The sequence below is a fragment of the Actinoplanes lutulentus genome (assembly GCF_003259845.1).
GTDB lineage: Bacteria > Actinomycetota > Actinomycetes > Mycobacteriales > Micromonosporaceae > Actinoplanes > Actinoplanes lutulentus.
The window spans coordinates 23,407-42,653 of record NZ_QLMJ01000022.1 but is presented as its reverse complement, the minus strand read 5'-3'; the positions used below and the strand labels follow the sequence as shown (position 1 = coordinate 42,653).

Here is a 19,247-nt window from a genome sequence, read left to right as displayed (position 1 = left end):
CGAATCACGATGGGCGTCGATGCCCGTCGCGCACGGGGAGGAAAGTGCATGTCCCAACTGAAGAGATGGCTGGCGCTCGCGGTCGCGACAGTGGTCGCCGTCGCGCTGGCGCCGGCCCCGGCGTCCGCGGCCGACACCGCGTTCCGGGTGATCACCTACAACGCCTGCGGCGCCAACATCGGCGCCACGGCGCCGAGCCCGTCGAACACGTCCTGCTCCTACCTGAACACCGGATCGAGCCTCACCGCCTGGGCGACCCAGATGAAGAGCCAGATCCTGCTCGACGGCGGCAACCAGGCGCCCGACGTGGTGATGTTCCAGGAGATGTGCGCCGGGCAACGTGACCTGGTCAAGGCGCAGCTCGCGACCCTCGGCACCTACGGCGTGGCCTGGACCAGCAACCGCAACCACGGCGTGTGCGGCGGCTGGGCCGCCGGCCAGTACGCCTTCGGCACCGCGATCTTCGTCCGCAACGGCGCGGCCACCCTGCCGGTGCTCACCGAAGAGCTCAAGCCGCTCGATCCCACGACGCCGGCCACGCTGCGGCGGCACCTGCTCTGCACCACCGCCGGTGTCGGCGGACGCGACTCGCTGATCTGCGACCTGCACACCGACGGGGCGAACATCGACGAGGGCGCCCCGCAGGCGATGGCCGCGATGACCCGGTGGGCCGGGACACGGCCGATCATCTTCGGCGGTGACCTGAACGCGGACCCGACCGACCCCAACCTGAACACGTACTACGGCATCGAGGGCGGCGCCGGCCCGTTCACCGAGGTGGACCAGGGCAACGAGCCGTTCTTCGACCCACGGTGTGCCGCGCTGTTCGCCTGCCGGTCGGGCGCTCTGACCACCGCGGACCGCAAATTCGACTACCTGTTCGCCTCGTCGAACCGGATCACCTGGACCGCGAGCAAGGCGATCACACCGAAGGCCGGGACGCTCACCCACGTGCCAGACCACTACGCCCTGCGCGGCGACGGGATCTGGGCGGACGAGAAGGTCCGGCCCGGCGCGCCCTACGTCGAGCCGCCGAGCACCGGCGTCGGCGGGTACGGCGTGGTGGACAGCTTCAACTGGACCGGCGTACGGGACGCGACGACCGGCCGGTTCGCCGGCGGCGACACTCTCGACGACCTGATCGTGCGGCGCTGGAACGGCGACCTCCAGCTCTACCGCAACCTGGGCAGCAGCGGACTGGACGCCCCGGCGCTGCTGCGGACCGGGGTGGACGGCAAACGGGTGGTCTCCGGTGACTTCACCGGCGACGGCAGCGACGATCTGGTGCTGCTCGGCACGACCGGGACGGTCTCGCTGTTCCCCGGCGACAACGCCGGCCATCTCGGCGCGGCCCGGACGCTGAAGACCGAGGACTTCTTCGTCGGCGCCGCCGACATCACGGCCGGGGATTTCACCGGCGACGCCATCGCCGACCTGGCGGTCCAGTGGACGAGCGGCCGCCTGTTCATCTACCCGGGCCAGGCCGACGGCACGCTGGGCGGCTCGATCAACATGAGCGACGCGGGTTTCCTGTCCACCGGCGCACCGAACGGGATGATGGCCGGCGACATCGACCGCGACGGCCGGACCGATCTGGTGCTGCGCCGGCTGGACGGCTCGCTGATCTCGTACCCGGGAAGTGTCGACGCGACCGGCAAGCCGCTCCTGGGAGCGGAAGTGACGCTGAAGGCCGCGTCTGCCGTGCGCCCGCTCTTCGAGGTCGTCGGCGACCTCTCCGGTGACGGCACGGACGACCTGGCGGTCCGCTGGAGCAGCGACACCGGCAAGTTCAAGGTCTACCCGTCACCGGCCACCGGCATCGACCCGGCGCTCGGCGCCGATCTGGCGGTGGCGAGCCACGGCACCGGATTCTTCGGCGCGACTCAGCTGTCCGCCGGTGACCTGAACGGCGACGGCCGGACCGACCTGGTGGCCCGCTGGTCGTGGGGCAACGCCGAGCCGTTCCTCAACCGGGGTGACGGCACGTTCGCGAAGGGCGCGATGCTCGAGTCGGCGTACCGATGGCGCTCGGTCGTGAACGTGGTGATCGGGGACTACACCGGTGACGGCAGGGACGACGTGCTGCTGCGCCGGCCGGAGGGAACCGGCACTGTCACCCTGCACCCCGGGACCGGGACCGGCGGCATCGGTACGGGAGTCGCCGTGGCGCCGCCGGCCGGCACCGTCTGGAACGACGCCGAGGAGATCGTCGGCGGCGAGTTCACCGGTGACGCCGGCGACGACCTTGTCGTCCGGCGGCGTGCGGACGGAGTGGTCACCCTCTATCCGGGCACCGGAACCGGCGGCTTCGGTGCCGGGACCGTGCTGCGGCCGACCACGAACAACTGGCTCGGAGCGCTCAGCATGACGGTCGGCGACTTCAGCGCCGACGGCAAGGACGACATCGTGGTCCGCTGGACGTCCGGTCGCGGATTCCTCTATCAGGGCGACGGGAATGGTGGCATCGGCGGCTCGTCCGAGCACTGGCCGATCGGCGCGGTGAACGCGGCGGCCTCGATTCTCCCCTTTGGTGGCGGCGACATCGTCGTGAAGTGGAGCGACGGCAGCACCCGCCTCTATCCGGCCGGCGCTGTCTCGGACGGATACGTCAACGTGCGCTCGTTCGACCAGCACTCCGGCGTCGACCACTTCGAGTACGCAGCGGATTCGGCGACGACCTGGACCAGCGTCCCGGCGCACCTCGGCACCGGCCGATTCCGGCCGGCCGCTGATGTCCAGCAGTTGAGGATCGTCACCGTCGACAAGGCCGGCAACCGCTCGGCGGAAACTCTCCTCGACCTCTAGACGCTGAAGGGGGCCCTTCCGGGCCCCCTTCAGTCACGGCGTCGGGAACTCCTCGACCGCCTTGCCCTCCATGTAATCCGCGAGGGTCCGATAGACCGCCGGGTTCACGATGTCGTGGGACATGCGGTCGGTGTGGTTGGCCCAGTCCGGGTTCGCCAGGTAACCGGCCACCACCAGCGACCGGGTGCCGACCACCAGCGCGGCCGTCTTGTCGTTGTCGGTGGTGCCGGTCTTGCCGAACACCGGATGGCCGACCACGCTGCGCACCTGCGGCGCCGTCGAGCCGGCGCAGTTGCCCAGCTGGGCGCGGTCGCCGACCGGGCAGCGGGCCGCGTCGAGAGCCTTGCGGGCCACCGAGGCCGTGGTCGCCTGGGTGCACTTCGACTTGCCGGTGTCGATCTTCTCCCCCTCGGAGGTGGTGATCGACGCGATCGGGGTCGGCGTGCAGTACTTGCCGTCCGCGGCCAGGGTGGCGTACGCGTTGGCGATGTCCAGTGGCGTCGACGCCGAGGTGCCCAGGGTGAACGAGCCCCAGTCCGCCGCGGAGTTCTTCGCCAGGTCGGCGTCGTCGGAGTTGCGGAACGTGATGCCGAACTTCTGCGCCACGTCGACCACCTTGTCCGCGCCGACCCGTTCCTGCAGCGGCACGAAGTACGTGTTCACCGACTTGCCGAACCCGGTCCACATGTTGAAGTTGCCGGCCTCGCTGGCCGAGGCGTTGCTCGGGCACCAGTAGCCACCGCAGGACGACGAGGAGTTGTCCCGGTACTGCGACTTGTACTTCGCCGGCGAGTTGATCGTGGTGTCCAGCCCCATGCCCGCTTCCAGAGCCGCGACCATGGTGAACATCTTGAACACCGAGCCCGCCTGATAACCGGCGATGTCCGAGCTACCGGTGATGATCGGGTTCGTGGTGTTCGGGTAGGTCGCCCGCACACCCTGCCTGGCCAGCGCCGGGTTCGACGACAGTGGATTCTGCGGATCGTCCGCGTCGTCGATCTTGTATTTACGGTTGGCGGACAGGGCACGGACCGCTCCGGTGCCGGGCTCGACGGCCGCCAGCATCAGCGCGTTGCGATTGGTGTCGTTCGTCTGAGCGACGATTTCCTTACGCGCATCGGCCTGTGCATCGATGTCGAGAGTCGTGACGATGCGGTATCCGCCGCTCTTCAGCAGGCGCTCACGATCGTACGATGTCTCGCCGAAGGCGCTCTGGCCCAGCCACCAGCGATAGAAATAGTCGCAGAAGAAGCCCCACTGGTTTTTCGCCACATTGACGCAGCCGCTGCTCGGCCGTTTCGTGGTGCGGCTGATCTTCACCTTCTTGGCCTTGGCGGCCTCGTCGGCGGTGATCTGCTTCATGCTCACCATGTTGTCGATGATGTAGTCGCGCCGGGTCAGGGCCTGCGGATATCCGCTGTCGGTCGTCGGGTCGAACGCGGTCGGCGCCTTCACCATGCCGGCCAGCAGCGCGGATTCGGCCACCGTGAGATCGGCCGGTTTCTTGCTGAAATACACCTGCGAGGCGGCGTTGATGCCATAGGCGCCGTTGCCGAACGGCGCCATGTTCAGATAACGCTCCAGGATCTGCTGTTTCGTCAGTTCCTTCTCGACCTGGATGGCGTATTTCATCTCGCTGAGCTTGCGCGACGCGGTGTCCTTGGTCGCGTTCACGACCTCCTGCGGATCGGTCGCCGAATACGCGAGTGCCATCCGCACGTATTGCATGGTCAGCGTGGAGGCGCCCTGCCGGCCGCCGCCCTGGTTGTTGTTGACGAACGCGCGGGCGACACCCTTGACGTCGACGCCGTTGTGCTCGTAGAACTTGTGGTCCTCGGCCGCGACGATGGCGTCCTGCATGTTCTGCGAGACCTTGGCGAGCGCGACGTCGCTGCGGAACTCGTCGTACATGACGGCGAGCTGTGTCTTGCCGTCCGAGGCGTAGACCCGCGACACCTGCGGTGAGGCCTGCGTGATCAGTTCGGCCGGCAGCTCACCCAGCTCGTCGCTGCCGGCCTTGGCGGCCAGTCCGGCGATCGCGACGGCCGGAAGTGAGGCGGCGGAGACCACGAGCGCGGCGAGCAGGCCACACATGACCAGGACGCCGGCGCTGCGGAGCGGATGAGGTTTGTTGCGGGCAGTCACCCCAACCAGGCTAACCACCAAGATCGCCACTACGCAGCTCAAGCGGAATTCGTCACAGTTGGTAACCAAAGTGGTTTTCGGTTTTGAGAGCCCGGCGGGTTCGCCGGGCTCTGTCATTCTTTGTCGGGGTCAGGCAGGCTCGACCGGGAGCCACAGCTCGCAGGTGGCGGTGCTGAAATCGGCTGAGAGGTCCAGGATCGCCACGATCGACGGGCCGGGCCGCAGCCGCCACGGGTTCGACGGGAACCACTCGGTGGCGGTGGCCGCCCACGCCGTCTGGAGCGCGTCCGGGTGCGGCCCGCTCGTGCGGAACACCGCCCACCGGCCGGCCAGCACCTCGATCACGTCGAGGTCGTCCGGCACCTCCGTCGCACTCGTGACCGCGACTCCATGCAGATAGGTCAGCTCGCTGCCCTCGGCGGCGTCCGGGTCGACACCGTCGGTGACCTGCAGTAGACCGGCCGGCTCGGTGTCGCTCAGCGCCTTGAGCCGGCCGTGCTCGGACACCGGCAACGACGCGATGTGCTGCTGGATGTGTGGGTTGATCCCGCGATAGATCAGCGGAACGCGGACGGCGTGCCCGATCAGCCGGTACGCGGGTTGGTCGGCGATGCGGACGTCCATGGGGGTGCTCCCTTCAACGGTCAGGCGGAACCTGAGCTGCGGTTGTGAACGAAGGGGGCCACCGTCGCGGCGTACGTCACCGGGGCCGGCGCCGTGCACGGCTCGGAACGCGCGGCCGAATGCCTCGGTTGACGCGTACCCATGCCGCACCGCGATGCTGAGCAGGTCCTCCTCGCCGCGGATCACGGCGGCGGCCGCTACGGTCATCCGGCGGCGGCGCACGTACTCCGACAGCGGCATAGCGGCCAGCGACGAGAACATCCGGCGCAGGTGGTACTCGGTGGTGCCGGCCGACCGGGCCAGCGTGGTGAGGTCGAACTCGCCGTCCTCGACCAGGTCGACGATCCGGTTGAGCGCTGCGATCATCTCGGCCTCCCTTCGAGCACTAGCCTGGCCGGGGGCGTACCGCCCGCGCCCGACCGTAGAGAACCGATCCGATGAGTTTCGGTCCTGGCGCCGGTCTACCCGTTTGTGAACACGTTGACTGAAGGGACCACCGCGATGGCAAAGGTAATCTCCACACTCTTCATCTCCGCCGACGGCGTCGCCGAGATCGACCCGGACTGGCACTTCCCGTACTTCGACGAGAACATGGGCCGGGCCGTCACCGAGGACTACGAAGCGGCCGACGTGCTGCTGATCGGCCGTTCGACGTTCGACAGCTTCGCCGGCGCGTGGCCCGACCGGGAGAACGCCGGCGGCGAGGACGCCCCGTTCGCCAAGCAGATCGGCGACATGCGCAAGGTCGTCGCCTCCCGGCAGAAACTCGAATTCACCTGGCGCAACTCCGAGGTGATCGACGGCGAGCTGACCGACGCCGTCCGCGCGCTCAAGGCTGACGCGTCCGTCAAGGGCATCCTCATCCCCGGCTCGATCTCCGTGGTGCAGCAGCTGCTCGCCGCGGGGCTGGTCGACGAGCTGCGTCTGCTCGTCCACCCGGTGGCCGCCCGCAAAGGCCGGAAGCTCTTCGACGAGGGCGACGTCGCCTATCACCTCAAGGTGTCCGCCACCGAGGCCTTCCCGACCGGCGTGATCCGGGTGATCTACGTTCCGGCCGAGCCGCCCGCACCGGCCGGTTACGACGACGCCAAGGGCCAGGTATAACAGCGCGTGTGACTGGAACCGAACTGTCCCGGGCCGAGGTCCGTGTGCTCGACGCCATCAACGAGCAGACCCTGGTCGACGAGCTCGTCGCGCTGATCCGCGTCCCCAGCGTGACCGGCACCGACGCCGAATCCGACCTGCAGCACTGGCACGCCGGCCAGCTGACGGCACTCGGGTTCGACGTCGACACCTGGAAACTGGACCTGCGCGAACTCGCCGCCCATCCCGATCACCCGGGCACCGAGGCACCGCGCACCGAGGGGTACGGCGTTGCCGGCACCCTCGGCCCGTCCGGTGTGCCGGCCCTCGTGCTGCAGGGCCACGTCGACGTCGTACCCACTGGTGACCTCGGCAAATGGGACGACGGTGACCCGTGGAGCGGGTCGATCCGGCAGAACGCGGTGCACGGCCGGGGCGCCTGCGACATGAAAGCGGGCGCGGCCGCGAACCTGGCCGTGGCCCGCGCCCTGGTCGCCTCCGGCGTCACCCTGGAACGCCCGTTCGCGCTGCACACCGTGGTCAGCGAGGAGGACGGCGGCCTCGGCGCGTTCGCCACGATGCTGCGCGGCCACCGCGCCGAAGCGGCCGTCATCACCGAACCGACCAGCGGCAACGTGGTGGTGGCGAACGCCGGCGCGCTGACCTTCGAACTGCGGGTACCGGGCCGCGCGGCACACGGCAGCACCCGGCTGGCCGGGCACAGCGCGATCGACGCGTTCCTGCCGGTGCACGCGGCGCTCGGTTCGCTCGAACGTGCTCGGAACGCGTCGCCGGATCCGATCTTCGACGGCAACACGCTGCCGTACCCGATCTCGATCGGCACGATCCGCGCCGGCGACTGGGCCAGCAGCGTCCCCGACCTGCTGATCGCCGAGGGCCGCCTCGGTGTCCAGCTGGGCGAGCCGCCGGCGTCAGCGCGGGCCGCGCTCGAAACGGCGATCGCGGACGTCTGCCGCCGCGACCCGTGGCTGCGCGACCATCCGGTCTCGGTGACCTGGCCCGGCGGTCAGTTCGCCAGCGGTCACATCGCGGCCGGCCATCCGCTGATCGGCGAGGTCCTTGGTTCGATCCAGGCGGTGGAGGGCCGCTCGGCCGCAACGAGCGCCGCGCCTTACGGCAGTGATTTGCGGCTTTACACGGGCTTGGGCGGCATTCCGACGCTGCACTACGGCCCGGGCGACGTCCGCTTGGCGCATGCCCCGCGCGAACTGGTCGACATCAACGAGCTGATCCGCACCACCCGAACCCTGGCCGTGCTCACGGCCCGCCGCTGCAACGCCCACCTCTGACCCACCCACCCACCGGCCCGCCGCCCATCCGTGCCCGCAGGTCGCGCCCGGGATCGGCCGGAAGCGTGTCGACTTCAGGTTCAATTCGCGCCCGAAGTCGACACGCCCCGGGCCGGGCTCTGGTGCGTGTCGACTTTGGGGTGCAATCCGCAGCAATTCTGTGGATGATCAGCGGGTCTGGGCGGCGCGGCGGCTCTCGTTGCGAGGTGCCGTTCGGATCTTGTGCGCCCCGGCCGTCCGATCGACCACAAACGCACGAGTTTCCAGGGCTGCCGCCCGTGACACGTCGATTTCAGGTTCTCCGCGAGCATCCTGGTCACGCACTGCCACCACAAACGGTGGAGAGCGCCAAACCTTGGAAACCTATGGTGCCCAGAACACCCACGGGTTTCCACGATCCGGCCGGCAACGGCGGCACCTCTACCCGGCGCTCGCCCTCCGTGACGGTCCGGCGAGACGAGTAACGCCGACCGGCTACCCGGCCACACACACGCTTCGAATCCGCCAGCCGCCCAGAAAGCGTGTCGACTTCGGGTCCAATCCACGCCCCAATTCGACACAACCCAGGCCGCGAACTGATGCGTGTCGAAATGGGGTGCAATCCGCACCCGAACTCGACACGCACCGGGCGAGTCCACGCCCCGTCACGGGCTCGGGCCCTGGTCCAGCCAACCCACCGTGTGCGCTCAACGCCGTTACGGGAGACCACCGTGTGCCCCTGTCACCCCTGGCCCCTTTCGGTCTGGCGGCCCTCGGTCAGCAGGTCCGGATCCGGGTTGAGGCTGCGGTTCCGGGTGGGCTGGCCGCCCGCGCGCCCGGAAGCATTGCAACTGCATTGCAACGCGGGTTAGCATCGTTGGCAATGCAGTTGTATTGCTTTCTCTGGAGGCTCCCATGCTCGTCGTTTCTCTTGCTCAGGCCGCGGATGCCGGGCTCGTCGGCGGCAAGGCCGCGGCGCTCGGGGAGATGATTCGGGCCGGGGAGAACGTTCCCGACGGATTTGTCGTCACCACCGACGCCCACCGGCAGGGGACGATTCCCCGGGACGCGATCGACGCCGCCTACAACGAGCTCGGCGGCGGCGCTGTGGCGGTGCGGTCCAGTGCCACCGCTGAGGATCTTCCCGGCGCCAGCTTCGCCGGGCAGCACGACACGTTTCTCGACGTGACCGATATTGACAACCTGCTGGCCGCGATCGCCAAGTGCTGGGACTCGGTGCGGACGCCGCGCGCCGTGGCGTACCGCGAGACGCACGACGTCGACGAACCCCTGATGGCCGTCATCGTGCAGCGGATGGTTCAGGCATCGACGGCCGGCGTGCTCTTCACCGCCGACCCGGTCACCGGTTGCCGCACGTCGATGCTGGTGGAGGCCGCGAACGGGCCCGGCACCGGTGTTGTCGACGGCACCGCGCCGGTCGTCCGATCGGTCCCCGCCGAAACGAGCCCTCTGCGTCAGGCCGGCGAGCGGCTGCAGGCACTCTTCGCGACACCGCAGGACGTCGAATGGGCGATCGATCACGCCGGTGAGTTCTGGCTGCTGCAGTCGCGGCCGATCACCACGCTCTTCCCCGCACCGCCGGCGCACGACGGGCCGCTGCCGCGGATCTATGTCGAATTCGGTCACGTTCAGGGCATGCTGCGCCCGGTCACGCCGATGGGCATGTCCAGCCTTCAGCGGATGATCACTGGGATGCTGGCGGCTCTCGGCGTACACGCGGAGGTCGTCGACATCGGTGGGCGACTCTATGGCGACCTGTCCGACCTGGCCCGGAGCCCGTCAGCCCGCAAGCGGCTGGTCAAGCTGATGGCCGTCGACTTCGGCCCCCGCGCACAGGCGGTCATGGAACACGTCCTCGCCGACCCGCGATTCGCTCCCGCCCCGAAAGCCGAAAAATCAAAAGCCGACAGATCAAAATCGGCCTTGGGTACGGCTTTTCGCGCGGTCACCGGAATCCTCCGCGCGCTCGCCAGCCCCGAGTCGGCGCGGCTGCGCGTCCTGGCGGCGGTGGAGCGGCTCCGGCTGAGCGCGCCCGCTCCGGCCGGCGTGACCACGCTCGCGGACAGGCTTGCTTTCGTACGCGCGGACGACCCCGACGACACCATCGCCGGCGACCTGACCTGGCCGATCGTCGCCGGACTGCTCGCCGGCGCGGTACCCGGTGAACTGCTGAAAGGCATCGCCGCCGCCGACGAGATCCAGACCGTGCTCGGCGGGATGCCGTACAACGTGACGATCGAGATGGACCTGGCGTTGTGGCGGCTGGCGCAGGGTGCTGCCGCCCACCGTGACCTGCTGCTGGAGACGCCCCCGACGGACCTGGCCGCGCGGTATCTCGACGGCTCGCTGCCGGAGATCGGCCTGTCCGGGTTCCTGGAGAACTACGGACATCGCGGTCCGGCCGAGGCCGACCTGGGCGTGCCGCGCTGGTCCGAAGACCCGGCGGGGCTGTTCGCCGCGATCGCCAACTACTTACGCGTGACCGATATGGACCAGTCGCCGGAGGCCCGGTTCGCCTCCGCGGCGGCGGCCGGGGAGGCCGCCCTGGCAGATCTGGCCCGCCGTGTCCGTCGGCAGCGCCCGGTTCGGGGCCGGCTCGCCGTGTTCCTTCTGCGTCGTGCACGGGCGTTGTCGGGGCTCCGCGAATACGGCAAGTTCGCCGGGTTGTACCGCCTTTCCAGCGTACGAAAGCAATTGATGTTGATTGGCTCTGATCTTGTTGGGCTCGGGGTTTTGTCGGTGGCTGGTGACATCATGTTTTTGACGCTGGACGAGGCGGAGGCGGCGGTGCGTTCCGGTGCGGATCACCGGGGTCTGGTGGACGCGCGGCGGGCGACCTATCGGGCCGAGTCGCGGCGGCGGCACGTGCCGGTGGCGTTGCTGTCGGACGGGACCGATGTGGAGACGACGCTGCCCGCGTCCGTGGCGGGCGACGGGTGGCAGGGGGTGGGTGCGTCGCCCGGGCGGGTGACGGGGCGGGCGCGGATCGTGCATGATCCGGCGGTGGCGCGGATCGAGCCCGGCGACATCCTGGTGGTGTCGACGACTGATCCGGCGTGGACGCCGTTGTTCCTGACCGCGGGTGGCCTGGTGAGCGAGACCGGCGCGGTGATGGCGCACGGGCCGACGGTGGCGCGGGAGTACGGAATCCCGGCGGTGATCAGCGTCCCCGGAGCCACCTCGTTGATCACCGAGGGCGAGCTGATCACCGTGGACGGGGCCGCTGGAACGGTGAGCGTCGCAAGCACGGCCGGATTGAGCGCCGCGGACGGCGAGCCAGATGCCGCGGACGGCGAACCAGGCGCTCCGGACGGCCAGCCACGCGCTGCGGACACTCCGGCTGGTTCTGTCGGGGGCTCGTGAAAGCATCGCTGGCATGCCGAAGAAGGTGGACCGTCAGGAGCGGCGCACGCAGATCGCCGACGCGCTGATGCGGGTCGCTGCCCAGCAGGGTCTGGAAGCGGTCAGCCTGCGTCACGTCGCCGCCGAGGCCGGAGTGTCGGCGGGCATGGTGCAGCACTATTTTCGCACCAAGGACGAGATGATGACGTTCGCGATGGACGTGGTCCGTGACCGCAACGAGGCTCGGATCACGGCGGCGCTCGGCGCGCTCGGCCCGGCGCCGGAGCCTCGGGATCTGCTGCGGACTTTTCTGGTGACGGTGCTGCCGCTCGGCGACGAGTCCCGGGCGGACGGGCGGGTGGCGCTGGCGTTCCTGGCGTACAAAGCGGTCCGCCCGGCGTCGGCGCCCGCGCTGCGGGAGGAGACCGCCCAGATGGTGTCCTTCATGGCGGGGCTGCTGCCGGACGGCGACGAGAAAGCCGCGGCGGGGTTGCTGGCGCTGATGGAAGGGCTGGGGATGTACCTGCTCGGCGGTCAGTACACCGACGCCGAGGCGTTGGCGGCCCTCGACGCTCAGCTCGAGCGGCTGTTCTGAGGGAGCCGGGACGCTATGCCGTCCAGCAGCAGGGTGAGCGCTGCCGGATAGGCGCTGGCCACCATTTCGGCTGCCAGCAGCGGCGCCGCCTCCGCCAGATGCGGATGGGTCGCGGCCGGCAGCCGGCGATATGTCGACTGCCACATCTCCTCGTCCGAGTGCAGTGCCGCGTTCGGCAACGCCAATGACGCCGCGTCCAACGCCGCGAACGCCAGCGTCTGGTCGATGAAGGCGTGATAGATCGGCACCGCCTCGGTCACCGATAAACCCGCTCCGCGCAGCACTCCCAGGACAGCCTCGTCCGCTGCCAGCTCGTTCGCCCGGCCGGTCACCCGGCTCGTGGTCAGCACCGCCGCCTGGGGATGCGAGACGTACGCGGCATGGATGCGCCGTCCGAGCGTACCCAGGTCGTCTCGCCATGATCCGGAGGGTGACCAACCGTCGAGAGCTTGACCGATGAGGGTGTTGCCGATGGCGAGCGTGAGCTCGTCCATGCCGCGGAAGTAGCGGTAGAGCGTGCTCGGATCGCAGTCGAGGGCGAGGCCGAGGCGGCGGGCGGTGAGGCCGGTGCTGCCGTGCTCGCGGAGCATGCGCAGGGCCGTCGTGACGATCAGTTCCTCGGACAGGACGGTGCCGCTGCGGGTGGGCCGGCGACGGCGGCGGCGGTCCTCGGGAACGACGATCTTCGGCATGCGACCACGATAGCTCTTATGCCAACGCAGTTGACCATAGTGATGACAACGACGTTTGATCAGGGAAGCAACCCGAGGAAAGGAACTTCCCATGCGTATCCTGCTGGTGGGTGCCGGCGGCGTCGGCACAGCCATCACACGGATCGCCGCCAGGCGCCCGTTCTTCGACGAGATGGTGGTCGCCGACTACGACCTGTCGCGGGCGCAGGCCGCCGCGGCAGCGACGAACGACCCGCGGTTCCGTGCCGAACGGATTGACGCGAGCGACGTCGAGGCCGTCAAGAAGCTGATCCGCGAGGTTGGAGCGGACTTCCTGCTCAACGCGACCGACCCGCGCTTCGTGATGACGCTCTTCGCCGCCGCCCAGGCCGAGAAAACCGGTTACCTCGACATGGCGATGTCGCTGTCCCGGCCGCACCCCGAGCGTCCCTATGAGCAGGTCGGCGTGATGCTCGGCGACGAGCAGTTCGCGCAGGCCCGGCAGTGGGAGCGCAACGGCAGGCTCGCGCTGGTCGGCATGGGTGTCGAGCCAGGGCTCTCGGACGTCTTCGCCCGCTATGCCGCCGACGAGCTGTTCGACGAGATCGATGAGATCGGCATCCGGGACGGGTCGAACCTGACCGTCGACGGCCTGGAGTTCGCGCCCAGCTTCAACATCTGGACGACGATCGAGGAGTGTCTGAACCCGCCGATCGTCTGGGAGAAGGACCGGGGCTGGTTCACCACGGCGCCGTTCAGCGAGCCCGAGGTGTTCGACTTCCCCGAGGGCATCGGGCCGGTGCAATGCGTCAACGTGGAGCACGAGGAGGTGCTGCTGATCCCCCGCTGGGTGGGTGCGAAGCGGGTCACCTTCAAGTACGGCCTGGGTGAGGACTTCATCCGCACTCTGCAGACGCTGCACGCGCTCGGCCTGGACCGTACCGAAGGGGTGATCGTTCCCGGACCGGCCGGCCCGGTGAGCGTCTCGCCGCGTGACGTCGTCGCCGCCGGTCTGCCGGACCCGGCGAGCCTCGGTGCCCGGATGCGCGGCAAGACCTGCGCGGGCACCTGGGTCAGCGGGATCCACCAGGGCAAACCCCGCGAGGTCTACCTCTACCACGTCGTCGACAACGAGTGGACGATGGCCGAATACGGCTGCCAGGCCGTCGTCTGGCAAACCGCGATCAACCCGGTGGTGGCTCTGGAACTCGTCGCCGGCGGAACGTGGACCGGCGCCGGCGTGCTCGGGCCGGAGGCGTTCCCGCCGAAGCCGTTCCTCGACCTGCTGACCGCGTACGGCTCGCCGTGGGCGATGCGGGAGCAGCAGCCCGCTCACGTGTTACCGACCGTATAACGTCCGGTAACCTCGCCCGGATCGGCGCGGAACCCGCGCTAGCCTGCTGAAATGATCCAACCTGCCGCGCGCACCACCCGGCGCGGTGACCTGCCGGTTCCCGGTCAGCGCCGGCCGAGTGACTCCGCGGGCGCGGTGCTGCGCGCGGTCCTCGATCACGGCCCGATCGCCCGCAGCTCGATCGCCCGCGCCACCCGGCTCTCCGCGGCCTCGGTGAGCGGCCTGGCCGGGTCCCTTCTGGAGCACCGGTTGATCCGGGAGGTTCCGGAGGCGGCCGGGCCGCCGGGGATCGGCCGTCCGCACGTCCCGCTCGACATCGACGGTGACGCGGTCGCGGTGATCGGCGTGCACATCGCAGTGCCGCGGACCACGGTGGCGTTGCTCGATCTGCGCGGCCGGATCCTCGCGCAACGTCAGGACCTGCACCGGGACAAGCATCCCGACTCCGTGATCGCGGCGCTGATCGAGCGCATCGCCGCCCTGCGTCACGATCACGGCGCGAGGCGGCGGGTGCTCGCTCTCGGTCTCGCGACCGGCGGCTGGGTCGATTCCTCCCAGGGTACGGTCGTCGAGCACCCGGCCCTGGGCTGGAACGACGTCCCGATCGGCGCGGCGCTGGCCGGCGCGACCGGGCTGCCGGTGCGCATCGACAGCAATTCCCGGGCCCTGCTGCGCGCCGAGCAGCTGTTCGGCGCGGCGGCCGCGCAGGCCCGCGGCAGTGCGGTGCTGCTGTTCGTCGGCAACGTGGTCGACGTGGCGTTCTCCAGCGGCGGCGTGATCCACCAGGGTCCGCGATCGGCGGCCGGTGCGGTGGCGCATCTTCCGGTCGAGGGGTGCGACGAGGTCTGCTCGTGCGGGCGTACCGGCTGCCTGCAGGCCGCGGTGTCCGAGCGGGTTCTGGTCCGGCGGGCTCTGGCGGCGAATCTGATCGCGCGGCCGGACATCCACGGGATCGTCGACGCGGCCCGGGACGGCAGTGCTGAGGCCTTCGCGCTGCTGGACGAACGTGCCCGCCTGGTCGGCCGGGCCGCCGCGCTGCTGCACGACCTTTTCGATCCGGAGGTCCTGTTCGTCGCCGAGGGCGGCGCCAACCGCCTTCCGGAACCCCTCGAGACGGTACGCGCGCAGATGCGCCCCGGCGTCGCCGGCACCGTCCGGGCATCGAGTTTCCCGGCGCACGTGCTGGCCACCGCCGGAGGAGCGGTCGCCCTCGATCACGTCTACGCGGCACCGCTGTAACCAGCCGTTACTTAATTCAATGCGGTGCATGCTTGCCTCTTAATCCTATATGCATAGTATGAGTTCAGGACGGCGGTGCACACGCTGACCTGCGAATTCCCCCTGCCCTCCTTCACTCCTGTTCGGAGGACCATCGATGAACACGCCACCCCGGAAAGCCGTGGTCGCTGCCGCCGCCCTGCTGACCCTGAGCCTGCTCAGCGCCTGCGCGAAGGACGAGGCCGGCGCGAGCCTGGAACTGACCTCGGCTCTGCCCGACTCGGTGCCGAGCGGCACCGAGCTTCGGCTCGGCGACCCGCAACTGCAGTCCGTCATCCAGGCGTCCGGCCTCGACAAGGAGCTGACCGACGCCGGTGTCACGGTCGAGTGGGCCAACATCAGCGGCGGCCCGAAGAGCATCCAGGCGTTCCGCGCCGACAAGCTCGACTGCAGCGCCGTCGCCGACATCCCGTCGCTCTTCGCCGCCTGGACCGGTACCGCCACGAAGATCGTGTTCCAGGCCGTCACGATCGACCCGCTGAAGTTCCCGATCTACCAGCTCGGCGTCGCGCCGGGCGTGAGCGTCACCTCCCTCGCCGACCTGCGGGGCAAGAAGATCGCCTACAGCGCCGGACAGGCACAGGGTGCGCTGGTGCTGCGGGTTCTGCAGAAGGCCGGGCTCAGCCAGAAGGACGTGACCCTGGTCGAGCTGACCAGCAACGGTGACTCGTACGTGACCGCGCTGGGCAGCAAGGCTGTCGACGTGGCGCCGATCGCCGCGGCCAACGTGAAGATCTACAACGCGAAGTACCCGGGCGCCACCGCGATCAACACGGGCATCCGGGACGACGCCTCCACGCTGTACTGCCTCACCAAGTCCGTCGAGGACGCGGACAAGGCGGCGGCGTTGAAGGCGTATGTCGCTGTGCGTACCAAAGCCTTGCTCTGGGCGAACGAGCACCCGGACGAATACGCGAAGGCCTATTACCAGGACGTCCAAGGTCTCAACGAGGCCGACGCGAAGGATGTCGTCGCGACCGACGGCAACAAGGGCGTCCCGGCCACCTGGGACAACGCGATCAAACGCCTGCAGGAGACCGCCGACCTGCTCGCCACCGAACAGAACCACGAGAAGCTCGATGTGAACACCCTGGTCGACCGGCGGTTCGAGAAGGTGCAGGCCGAGGCGGCCGGCGCCCAGGTGGTCACCGGTGATGCGGCATGACCACGACAGTCCACGCGCCTCCGGACCTGGAGAAGTCGACTGACGATCGCCGAGTCGTACGCAAGAGGCTTGGTCCTGGTAAGCGGATCCCGTTCGCGTTCTGGATCGGCCCGGCGCTTTTCCTCGCCGTCTGGGCGGCAGGCTCGGCGACCGGGGTCATCTCCCCCGCCATCCTGACCGCGCCGTGGGATGTCGCGATCGCGTTCCAGGACCAGTGGGTCAACCACGACCTGCTCGGCAACATCCTCTCCTCGCTGCAGCGCGCCGTGATCGGCCTGGCCCTCGGCGTGATCACCGGCGCGGTGCTCGCGGTGCTCTCCGGCCTGTCCCGGATCGGCGAGTCGCTGATCGACGGGCCGATCCAGATCAAGCGGTCGGTGCCGACGCTCGCGCTGATCCCGCTGTTCATCGCCTGGTTCGGCATCGGCCAGGAGATGAAGATCGTGACCATCGCCCTGATCACCCTCGTGCCGATCTATGTGCACACCCACAACGGCCTGCGCAGCATCGACGGCAAGTACGCCGAACTCGCCGAGACCATCGGCATCGGACGCGGTGAATTCATCCGGCACATCGTGCTGCCCGGCGCGCTGCCCGGGTTCCTGCTCGGCATGCGGTTCGCGGTCACCTCGTCGATGCTCGGCCTCGTCGTCGTCGAGCAGTACAACGCGGTCGCCGGCATCGGCCACATGATCACCCTCGCCGAGCAGTACGGCCAGACCGACGTCATCGTGGTCGGCCTGGTCATCTACGGCGTGTTCGGGTACTGCGCCGACAGCGCCGTCCGACTGACCGGAAGGAAGGTGCTGGCATGGCGTCGCACGTTGGAGGACTAACCCAAACTGCTGTGCGGGTCAGGAACCTGCACCGCAGCTTCAGCAAGAACGGCGGCGTGCTCAACGGCCTCGACCTGGACATCGCCGCCGGTGAATTCGTCGCGCTGATCGGCCGCTCCGGAACCGGCAAGAGCACCCTGCTGCGAGCACTCGCCGGCCTCGACCGCGGCGTCGCCGGGCACGGCCAGATCGCGGTACCGGAGAGCGTGTCGGTGGTCTTCCAGGACTCCCGGCTGCTGCCCTGGAAACGCATCCTGGACAACGTCGTCTTCGGCCTGCGGGGCAGCGACGCCGGTGCGCGCGGACGGCAGGCCCTCGCCGAGGTCGGCCTGGCCGGACGGGAGACGGCCTGGCCGTACCAGCTCTCCGGCGGCGAGCAGCAACGCGCCGCGCTGGCCCGCTCGCTGGTCCGCGAACCGCAGCTGCTGCTCGCCGACGAGCCGTTCGGCGCGCTCGACGCACTGACCCGGATCCGGATGCACGTCCTGCTCCGCAAACTCTGCGAGGCCCACCGGCCGGCCGTGCTGCTGGTCACCCACGACGTCGACGAGGCGATCGTGCTCGCCGACCGGGTGATCCTGCTCGACGACGGCGTGGTGCGCACCGACGTACGCGTGGACCTGCCGGACCGCTCCCGATCCAGCGCCGGATTCGCCGAGCTGCGCACGTTCCTGCTGGACGAACTGGGTGTCGAGGAGGAGAACCGATGACCCGTCAGCTGCATTTCAACCTGTTCCTGCACGACACCGGACATCACGAGGCGTCCTGGAGACTGCCCGAGTCCGACCCGTACGCCAATCTGTCGTTGCAGGCGCATCAGCGCCTGGCTCGCATCGCGGAGGACGCCAAGTTCGACTCGGTCTTCCTCGCCGACAGCCCGGTGCTCTGGAGTGATCCGGGCCGGCGGCCGTCCGGCAAGCTGGAACCGACGCTGCTGCTGGCCGCGCTGATCGGCAGCACCAGCCGGATCGGGCTGATCGCCACCGCGTCGACCTCGTACAACGAGCCCTACAACCTGGCACGCCGATTCGCCTCGCTCGACCATCTGAGCCAGGGCCGGGCCGGCTGGAACATCGTCACCACCGCCGGCGACGCGGCCGCCCGCAACTTCGGCCTCGACGACCAGCCGCTGCACCGGGCACGGTACGAACGTGCCGACGAGTTCCTCGAAGTGTCCACGAAGCTCTGGGACAGCTGGGCCGACGACGCGATCGTGGCGGACAAGCAGGCCGGGGTGCACGCTCGTTCCTCGCACGTCCGGAGCGTGGATCATCACGGCGAATTCTTCCGGGTGGACGGGCCGCTCAACGTGCCGCGCTCGCCGCAGGCCTGGCCGCTGCTCGTGCAGGCCGGGTCGTCGGAGGACGGCAAGGAGTTCGCGGCGAAGTGGGCCGAAGCGGTCTTCACCGCCCAGCCGACGCTCGCCGAGAGCCAGGCCTTCTACGCCGACCTGAAACGCCGGGCCGCGGCCGCCGGTCGCGACCCCGATCACGTGGTGATCCTGCCCGGCATCGTTCCGGTCATCGGCGACACTTCCGCCGAGGCCCGGGAGCTGGAAGCCGAGCTGGAACGGCTGATCGCGCCGCAATACGCCGTCGCGACGCTGGCCTACACGCTGCGGGTCGACCCCGCTCGCCTGGTGCTGGACGAGCCGCTGCCGGCTGACCTGCCGGACGAGGCCGAGATCGAGGGCGCGAAGAGCCGCCGCACGCTCATCGTGGATTGGGCGCGACGAGAAAACCTGACGGTGCGCCAGCTCATCGGCAAGCTCGGCGGCGGCCGCGGCCACCGCACATTCACGGGTACGCCCAGCGAGGTCGCCGACACGATCCAGGAGTACTTCGAGAACGGGGCCGCCGACGGGTTCAACATCATGCCCGCTGTGCTGCCGTCCGGTATCGAGGCGTTCGCCACGAAGGTCGTACCGATCCTCCAGGAGCGCGGGCTGTTCCGCACCGACTACGAAGGCACCACCCTGCGACAGCACTACGGGTTGCCGCGCCCCTCGAATGTTCTTGATCCGATCGGAGTCCGATGAC

At 69.2% G+C, this 19,247-nt stretch carries 14 protein-coding genes; 11 read left to right on the top strand and 3 right to left on the bottom strand.

All coding sequences use genetic code 11. The features are described 5' to 3' along the window. Window positions 1–48: 48 nt before the first annotated feature. Window positions 49–2,805, top strand: a complete 2,757-nt coding sequence (locus B0I29_RS36680) for an FG-GAP-like repeat-containing protein (RefSeq protein WP_111653761.1) — start codon at window positions 49–51, stop codon at window positions 2,803–2,805. A 33-nt stretch (window positions 2,806–2,838) separates the two neighbouring features. Here B0I29_RS36680 and B0I29_RS36675 read toward each other — a convergent pair whose 3' ends face one another. Together B0I29_RS36675 and B0I29_RS36670 are read right to left on the bottom strand one after the other, a co-directional pair. Next, the gene (locus B0I29_RS36675) at window positions 2,839–4,899 is read right to left on the bottom strand and encodes a transglycosylase domain-containing protein (protein ID WP_221403003.1); all 2,061 of its coding nucleotides are present in this window, start codon (window positions 4,897–4,899) and stop codon (window positions 2,839–2,841) included. Window positions 4,900–5,079: 180 nt separating this feature from the next. Then, window positions 5,080–5,940 (bottom strand): AraC family transcriptional regulator, encoded by an 861-nt coding sequence (locus B0I29_RS36670; protein ID WP_111653759.1) that lies wholly within the window; start codon window positions 5,938–5,940, stop codon window positions 5,080–5,082. A gap of 135 nt (window positions 5,941–6,075) precedes the next feature. Between B0I29_RS36670 and B0I29_RS36665 the strand changes: the two genes are divergently transcribed. From B0I29_RS36665 to B0I29_RS36650, 4 genes are all read left to right on the top strand, one after another. Further along, the gene (locus B0I29_RS36665) at window positions 6,076–6,678 is read left to right on the top strand and encodes a dihydrofolate reductase family protein (protein ID WP_111653758.1); all 603 of its coding nucleotides are present in this window, start codon (window positions 6,076–6,078) and stop codon (window positions 6,676–6,678) included. An 8-nt stretch (window positions 6,679–6,686) separates the two neighbouring features. Beyond that, window positions 6,687–7,967, top strand: a complete 1,281-nt coding sequence (locus B0I29_RS36660) for an ArgE/DapE family deacylase (protein ID WP_245973055.1) — start codon at window positions 6,687–6,689, stop codon at window positions 7,965–7,967. An 894-nt stretch (window positions 7,968–8,861) separates the two neighbouring features. Further along, window positions 8,862–11,330, top strand: coding sequence for a PEP/pyruvate-binding domain-containing protein (locus tag B0I29_RS36655; protein ID WP_111653757.1), 2,469 nt, complete (start codon window positions 8,862–8,864; stop codon window positions 11,328–11,330). A gap of 13 nt (window positions 11,331–11,343) precedes the next feature. Beyond that, window positions 11,344–11,904: a TetR/AcrR family transcriptional regulator gene (locus B0I29_RS36650; protein ID WP_111653887.1), complete on the top strand. Its 561-nt coding sequence runs from the start codon at window positions 11,344–11,346 to the stop codon at window positions 11,902–11,904. Here the strand turns inward: B0I29_RS36650 and B0I29_RS36645 are convergent. Beyond that, window positions 11,883–12,596: a TetR/AcrR family transcriptional regulator gene (locus B0I29_RS36645; protein WP_111653756.1), complete on the bottom strand. Its 714-nt coding sequence runs from the start codon at window positions 12,594–12,596 to the stop codon at window positions 11,883–11,885. The genes B0I29_RS36650 and B0I29_RS36645 overlap by 22 nt on opposite strands. A gap of 91 nt (window positions 12,597–12,687) precedes the next feature. On the opposite strand from B0I29_RS36645, the gene B0I29_RS36640 reads away from it, so the two are divergent. From B0I29_RS36640 to B0I29_RS36615, 6 genes are all read left to right on the top strand, one after another. Next, window positions 12,688–13,929 (top strand): saccharopine dehydrogenase family protein, encoded by a 1,242-nt coding sequence (locus B0I29_RS36640; RefSeq protein WP_111653755.1) that lies wholly within the window; start codon window positions 12,688–12,690, stop codon window positions 13,927–13,929. A 51-nt stretch (window positions 13,930–13,980) separates the two neighbouring features. Beyond that, window positions 13,981–15,168 carry an ROK family protein gene (locus B0I29_RS36635; RefSeq protein WP_111653754.1) on the top strand — a complete coding sequence of 396 codons (1,188 nt, stop codon included), beginning with the start codon at window positions 13,981–13,983 and terminating at the stop codon, window positions 15,166–15,168. 136 nt (window positions 15,169–15,304) lie between these two features. Continuing rightward, on the top strand, window positions 15,305–16,372 hold the full coding sequence (locus B0I29_RS36630; protein ID WP_111653753.1) for an ABC transporter substrate-binding protein: 1,068 nt from the start codon (window positions 15,305–15,307) through the stop codon (window positions 16,370–16,372). Beyond that, window positions 16,369–17,208 (top strand): ABC transporter permease, encoded by an 840-nt coding sequence (locus tag B0I29_RS36625; protein ID WP_111653752.1) that lies wholly within the window; start codon window positions 16,369–16,371, stop codon window positions 17,206–17,208. Before B0I29_RS36630 ends, B0I29_RS36625 begins: the two co-directional genes overlap by 4 nt. After that, a complete protein-coding gene (locus B0I29_RS36620; RefSeq protein WP_111653751.1) occupies window positions 17,184–17,918 on the top strand; it encodes an ABC transporter ATP-binding protein in 735 nt (244 codons plus the stop codon). Before B0I29_RS36625 ends, B0I29_RS36620 begins: the two co-directional genes overlap by 25 nt. Beyond that, window positions 17,915–19,246 (top strand): LLM class flavin-dependent oxidoreductase, encoded by a 1,332-nt coding sequence (locus B0I29_RS36615; RefSeq protein ID WP_111653750.1) that lies wholly within the window; start codon window positions 17,915–17,917, stop codon window positions 19,244–19,246. The genes B0I29_RS36620 and B0I29_RS36615 overlap by 4 nt, the downstream gene beginning before the upstream one ends. Window position 19,247: the final 1 nt, after the last annotated feature.

What these genes read in the sequence shown, in the direction of transcription:
- B0I29_RS36680 (WP_111653761.1), top strand. Translation starts at nt 49, where the DNA reads ATGTCCCAACTGAAGAGATGGCTGGCGCTCGCGGTCGCGACAGTGGTC.
- B0I29_RS36675 (WP_221403003.1), bottom strand. Translation starts at nt 4,899, where the DNA reads ATGTGTGGCCTGCTCGCCGCGCTCGTGGTCTCCGCCGCCTCACTTCCG.
- B0I29_RS36670 (WP_111653759.1), bottom strand. Translation starts at nt 5,940, where the DNA reads ATGATCGCAGCGCTCAACCGGATCGTCGACCTGGTCGAGGACGGCGAG.
- B0I29_RS36665 (WP_111653758.1), top strand. Translation starts at nt 6,076, where the DNA reads ATGGCAAAGGTAATCTCCACACTCTTCATCTCCGCCGACGGCGTCGCC.
- B0I29_RS36655 (WP_111653757.1), top strand. Translation starts at nt 8,862, where the DNA reads ATGCTCGTCGTTTCTCTTGCTCAGGCCGCGGATGCCGGGCTCGTCGGC.
- B0I29_RS36650 (WP_111653887.1), top strand. Translation starts at nt 11,344, where the DNA reads ATGCCGAAGAAGGTGGACCGTCAGGAGCGGCGCACGCAGATCGCCGAC.
- B0I29_RS36645 (WP_111653756.1), bottom strand. Translation starts at nt 12,596, where the DNA reads ATGCCGAAGATCGTCGTTCCCGAGGACCGCCGCCGCCGTCGCCGGCCC.
- B0I29_RS36640 (WP_111653755.1), top strand. Translation starts at nt 12,688, where the DNA reads ATGCGTATCCTGCTGGTGGGTGCCGGCGGCGTCGGCACAGCCATCACA.
- B0I29_RS36635 (WP_111653754.1), top strand. Translation starts at nt 13,981, where the DNA reads ATGATCCAACCTGCCGCGCGCACCACCCGGCGCGGTGACCTGCCGGTT.
- B0I29_RS36630 (WP_111653753.1), top strand. Translation starts at nt 15,305, where the DNA reads ATGAACACGCCACCCCGGAAAGCCGTGGTCGCTGCCGCCGCCCTGCTG.
- B0I29_RS36625 (WP_111653752.1), top strand. Translation starts at nt 16,369, where the DNA reads ATGACCACGACAGTCCACGCGCCTCCGGACCTGGAGAAGTCGACTGAC.
- B0I29_RS36620 (WP_111653751.1), top strand. Translation starts at nt 17,184, where the DNA reads ATGGCGTCGCACGTTGGAGGACTAACCCAAACTGCTGTGCGGGTCAGG.
- B0I29_RS36615 (WP_111653750.1), top strand. Translation starts at nt 17,915, where the DNA reads ATGACCCGTCAGCTGCATTTCAACCTGTTCCTGCACGACACCGGACAT.